Source organism: Enterovibrio paralichthyis (assembly GCF_019209835.1).
In the GTDB taxonomy this organism is placed as follows: Bacteria; Pseudomonadota; Gammaproteobacteria; order Enterobacterales; family Vibrionaceae; genus Enterovibrio; species Enterovibrio paralichthyis.
On the sequence record NZ_JAHUTS010000053.1, the window covers coordinates 1 to 4850 of the forward strand.

Genomic DNA, 4850 nt, shown 5'->3' on the forward strand with positions numbered 1-4850 from the left:
CGACGTAGATAGGTCAGGTGTGTAAGCGCTGTGAGGCGTTGAGCTAACTGATACTAATTGCCCGTGAGGCTTAACCATACAACACCCAAGGGGTTTTGACGGACTCGAAAAGAACATTGAATGTGTAAGAACGAGAACAAATAAAACACAGCTTTCCAAGATTTAACAAATTTGCTTGGCGACCATAGCGTTGTGGACCCACCTGACTCCATGCCGAACTCAGTAGTGAAACGCAACAGCGCCGATGGTAGTGTGGGGTCTCCCCATGTGAGAGTAGGACATCGCCAGGCTTCCAATTTAAATTATTGTGCTGAACACACAGTAGTTTGAGTGGAGCGGTAGTTCAGTTGGTTAGAATACCGGCCTGTCACGCCGGGGGTCGCGGGTTCGAGTCCCGTCCGCTCCGCCACTTTTTAGAGAAACCTCTGCAGAAATGCAGAGGTTTTTTGCTTTGTGCGACCCAGAAAAGTGCTTCGCACTTTGGTCGCGTCCGAAAGCCCGGCGCGTTGAGTCCCAGCCCTCCGCCACTTATTAAGAAGCCTCGCTAGAAATAGCGGGGCTTTTTATTATCTGAAGATTTTACACCTGCTCCCAAAACCACTTTTCTTTCTAAACTGTAGGTCACTACCTGCTACGATCTAAAAGGTCTTCTTTCGGTGTTAAGGCGATGAAAAAGAACCTTCTGATGATCCTCTTTATCTGTATGTTCCTGCTCGGCTTCTGGATGGCAATGTCATCTGCGGACGCTAACCCGTGGGAGGAAGTGGAAGCGCCTTTTGATGGCAGCGGACAATCGATCGGCAGTTATGCCAATGGCTGTTTAAGTGGCGCTGAAGGGATGCCGCTCAAAGGTGAAGGCTATCAGGTGATCCGTCCATCGCGTAATCGGTATTATGGTCATCCGGATATGATTGTCTTTCTCACCAAGTTAGCGCAGAAAACCAAAGCCTTTGGTCTGGATGACTTGATGATTGCGGATATTGCCATGCCCCGCGGTGGGAACTTTACCCGCGGTCATTCCAGTCATCAAACCGGCTTGGATGCAGATATCTGGTTAAGTTTCGCCCCTGAAACGCTAACTGGTGACGCGATAGAAAGCCCGACAGCAATCAGTATGGTCGACCTGAAAAACTACTCGCTACGCAGAGATAACTGGATGAAAGAGCATGCGATACTGTTTCAGGTGGCGGCATCAGAGCCCGAAGTTGCACGTATTTTTGTCCATCCAGTGATCAAGGAGACCTTGTGCGGGATGGCATGGGAAGACAGAAGTTGGCTCAGGAAAGTGCGTCCATGGTGGGGGCATCACTATCATATGCATGTGCGTCTGACGTGTCCGAAAGGGAGCTTCAACTGTGTTTCGCAGAAAGCGCCTCCACCAGGGGATGGCTGCGGGGCAGAGCTGATTAGCTGGCGGCCAAAGCCTGAGGAAAAGCAAGAGAAGGCGGTTAAAGCGACCAAGAAGAAAGTAAAGATAAAGCCCGCCCAATGTGAGGTCGTCCTGACAAGTCGCTAGCTAGAAGCAGATAAAAGAAAAGCGCCAATCGGCGCTTTTCTCATTGAATAGCTTTTGGTTAAACCAAGCCCTGCAATTTGACGAATTTTTCCATCAGCTCATCATCGCTTTCCTTGTTGTCAGGATCGATGATGATGCAGTTGGTGATAGGACACACCGACTGACAGGTTGGTTTTTCATAGTGACCCACGCATTCCGTGCATTTATTCGGATCAATTTCGTAGATCTCTGCGCCAAATGAAATCGCCTCATTCGGACATTCAGGATCACACATGTCGCAGTTAATGCACTTCTCGGTGATCAACAGAGCCATAAATTATACACTCACCGCTTGTGGCGCGTTTGGGTTGCGGGTGTTGGCACCATCAACCAGGTTACGCATCAACAAGGCGAATTCCAGATCCATGTCTTCCGGGACTGGAATGTAAACAAAGTGACCATTGCCTTTGGCATCGTCAATGGCTTCGCCTTTGCGGTTTTCCATGGTATCCAGCGTGAACACAACGTTGCCTTTCGGCGTCATCAGCTCCATAGAGTCGCCCAGAACGAATTTGTTCTTCACTTCTACTTCTGCCATGCCATCGCGGCGTTTACCGGTGAATTCACCGACAAACTGCTGGCTGTCAGAAACCGAGTAGCCGTAGTCGTAGTTTTGGTATTCGCTGTGGGTGTGACGGCGCAGGAAGCCTTCGGTGTAACCGCGGTGCGCCAGGCTTTCCAGGGTGCTCATCAGGGTTTCATCGAATGGTTTGCCAGCTACTGCATCATCAATTGCCTGACGGTAAACCTGCGCAGTGCGTGCACAGTAGTAGAACGACTTGGTACGGCCTTCGATTTTCAGCGAGTGAACGCCCATTTTGGTCAGGCGGTCTACGTGTTGGATTGCACGCAGATCTTTCGAGTTCATGATGTAAGTGCCGTGCTCGTCTTCGAACGCAGCCATCAGCTCACCCGGACGGCGGCCTTCTTCCAGCAGCACGACTTCGTCAGTCGGTGCACCTTCGCCCAAGGTTGGCGTGACTTCCTGAACCTGAACGATCTGGCCTGCATCGTCTTCTTTCGCTTCATGGACTTTGTAGTCCCAGCGGCAAGCGTTGGTGCAGGTACCCTGGTTCGGGTCACGTTTGTTGATGTAGCCAGACAGCAGACAGCGGCCAGAGTAAGCCATACACAGCGCGCCGTGCACGAATACTTCCAGCTCCATTTCAGGCACTTCTGTGCGGATTTCTTCGATTTCTTCCAGTGACAGTTCGCGGGACAGGATCACGCGCTCAACACCTTGGGTTTGCCAGAACTTCACCGTCGCCCAGTTCACTGCGTTCGCCTGTACTGACAGGTGAATTGGCATGTGTGGGAAGGCTTCACGCACCATCATGATAAGGCCTGGGTCAGACATGATTAGGGCATCAGGGCCCATGTCTACGACCGGTTTCAGGTCACGGATGAAGGTTTTCAGCTTCGAGTTGTGCGGCTGAATATTGCACACCACGTAGAACTTTTTGCCTAAAGCATGTGCTTCATCAATACCGATTTGCAGGTTCTCGTGGTTGAATTCATTGTTACGAACACGAAGGCTGTAACGTGGCTGGCCGGCGTATACCGCATCCGCACCGTAAGCGAACGCATAACGCATGTTTTTAAGGCTGCCCGCAGGCGAGAGAAGTTCTGGTACAAACATGTTCTTAGCTTCTTTTGTCTGAGTGTAAGTCAGGCCACATCACAAAGATGATGTGGAGGAGCGGCGATTTTACTGTGATCTTGTTAACATAGCCAGTTCCATTCAGGAAACCAATCGTAGAAAATGTTGTCTTTTACAACGGTTCGCGAAATTTAAGTTTGGCACCACTGAAAACCGAATAATTTTATTGTTAGAAAGGCGCGGCAGTTTCTTGCGCCATGCGACCTTGAGATGTGGATTGATGTACGAAAAGAAAACCAAGACGTTTAGCAAATTGCCTAAATCGCTGCTTGGCATAATGAGCTTGTCGCTCGTCACTGTGGCTGTAATGGTAAACACGCTGCAAAAAGAGCCGATACGGATAGTCCCTCTCAAACTCCCAGAATCAGTGATCCCCGCGATAGTGGCAGACCCGACGGTCACCCTAGAGGCGGTCGATCTTCCTGAGTATGAATACACCATTCAAAACGGTGACAGCCTGAGCGAAATCTTCATGAAGCTTGGCCTGCCATACAGCGACTTACTCAAGCTGATGGAGACTGACCTCAACCACCTGCGTATTGATACCCTTAAGCCCGACGATATTCTGCGGTTTTGGGTTGATGCCAATGGAAAGCATGTTGAAAAGCTTGAGCTGGAATTCAACATTGCGCAGAAAGTGCAATACACCTTGTTGGATGACGGTACTTACGAATTTGCAGATATAGAGATCCCGGGCGAGTGGCTGGAAACGGTCGCTGCCGGTGATATCGAGGGCAGCTTTTCTGTATCAGCCCGTCGGGCGGGGTTGAGGTACAACGATGTTGATGTCATCACGACGCTGCTTAAAGACAAAATCAACTTCACCCGTGACTTGCGTGCCGGGGACAAGTTTGAAGTCGTGCGGGCAGAGCAGTTTGTTGATGGAGTGCCGAGTGGACAGCGCGAGATCAAAGCGATTCGACTTGAGCGTCGGGGCGCGCCTATTACGGCGTACCTGCACAGTGATGGCAACTACTACGATCAGAACGGTGACAGTCTGCAGCGTGCATTCCAGCGCTATCCAACCATTGGCAAAGAGCGTATCAGCTCCAACTTTAATCCGAAGCGCAAACACCCGGTAACTGGTCGTGTTTCACCGCACAACGGTACAGACTTTGCGGTGCGTACCGGCACCCCAGTGGTCTCAACCGGTGACGGTGTTGTTGTGATGGTGAGAAACCATCCGTATGCGGGTAAATACATCGTGATTGACCACGGGAATCAGTACCGTACCCGCTATTTGCACAACAGTAAGATCCTGGTACGCAAAGGGCAGCGAGTCAGTCGTGGTCAGAAAATTGCGCTTTCCGGACAAAGTGGGCGGGTAACCGGTCCGCATATTCATTACGAGCTGTTGATCCGCGGCAGGGCAGTCAACCCGATGAAAGCCAAAATTCCTATGGCGACTTCGGTACCTCGCAGTGAGATGACAGAATTCAAGAGGTCGGTGGCAGCCTACAACAAGAAGATGTTGGCACAGCGATTCAGCTAAAAAAAAACAGGGCGTTAAGCCTAATGCCGATCAGTTAAGAGATAAATGATCGGTTGAACGATCCAACAGATGGCTTATAAAGGCTCTAAGTCCCCATACTTAGAGCCTTTTATTTTGCAATTGACCACAGCCCTTACCCTCGC

The 4850-nt window shown here is 50.5% G+C and carries 4 protein-coding genes, 1 tRNA gene and 2 rRNA genes; 5 read left to right on the top strand and 2 right to left on the bottom strand.

The window, feature by feature from the left end; genetic code table 11:
- The 4 genes from KU854_RS24540 to mepA form a co-directional block, all read left to right on the top strand.
- Positions 1-78: ribosomal RNA gene (locus KU854_RS24540) — 23S ribosomal RNA — on the top strand; the annotation flags it as partial.
- 96 nt (positions 79-174) lie between these two features.
- Positions 175-290, top strand: a 5S ribosomal RNA gene (gene rrf, locus KU854_RS24545).
- 42 nt (positions 291-332) lie between these two features.
- Positions 333-409, top strand: a tRNA-Asp gene (locus KU854_RS24550).
- A gap of 258 nt (positions 410-667) precedes the next feature.
- Positions 668-1516, top strand: coding sequence for a penicillin-insensitive murein endopeptidase (mepA, locus tag KU854_RS24555; protein WP_218360847.1), 849 nt, complete (start codon positions 668-670; stop codon positions 1514-1516).
- 58 nt (positions 1517-1574) lie between these two features.
- On the opposite strand, the gene KU854_RS24560 is transcribed toward mepA, so the two are convergent.
- Complete coding sequence (locus KU854_RS24560; protein WP_218360848.1) at positions 1575-1829, bottom strand: YfhL family 4Fe-4S dicluster ferredoxin; 255 nt, start codon at positions 1827-1829, stop codon at positions 1575-1577.
- 3 nt (positions 1830-1832) lie between these two features.
- Positions 1833-3194 carry a prephenate-dependent tRNA uridine(34) hydroxylase TrhP gene (gene trhP, locus KU854_RS24565; protein ID WP_218360849.1) on the bottom strand — a complete coding sequence of 454 codons (1362 nt, stop codon included), beginning with the start codon at positions 3192-3194 and terminating at the stop codon, positions 1833-1835.
- A gap of 241 nt (positions 3195-3435) precedes the next feature.
- Between trhP and KU854_RS24570 the strand changes: the two genes are divergently transcribed.
- A complete protein-coding gene (locus KU854_RS24570; RefSeq protein ID WP_218360850.1) occupies positions 3436-4707 on the top strand; it encodes a peptidoglycan DD-metalloendopeptidase family protein in 1272 nt (423 codons plus the stop codon).
- Positions 4708-4850 lie beyond the last annotated feature (143 nt).

What these genes read in the sequence shown, in the direction of transcription:
- mepA (WP_218360847.1), top strand. Translation starts at nt 668, where the DNA reads ATGAAAAAGAACCTTCTGATGATCCTCTTTATCTGTATGTTCCTGCTC.
- KU854_RS24560 (WP_218360848.1), bottom strand. Translation starts at nt 1,829, where the DNA reads ATGGCTCTGTTGATCACCGAGAAGTGCATTAACTGCGACATGTGTGAT.
- trhP (WP_218360849.1), bottom strand. Translation starts at nt 3,194, where the DNA reads ATGTTTGTACCAGAACTTCTCTCGCCTGCGGGCAGCCTTAAAAACATG.
- KU854_RS24570 (WP_218360850.1), top strand. Translation starts at nt 3,436, where the DNA reads ATGTACGAAAAGAAAACCAAGACGTTTAGCAAATTGCCTAAATCGCTG.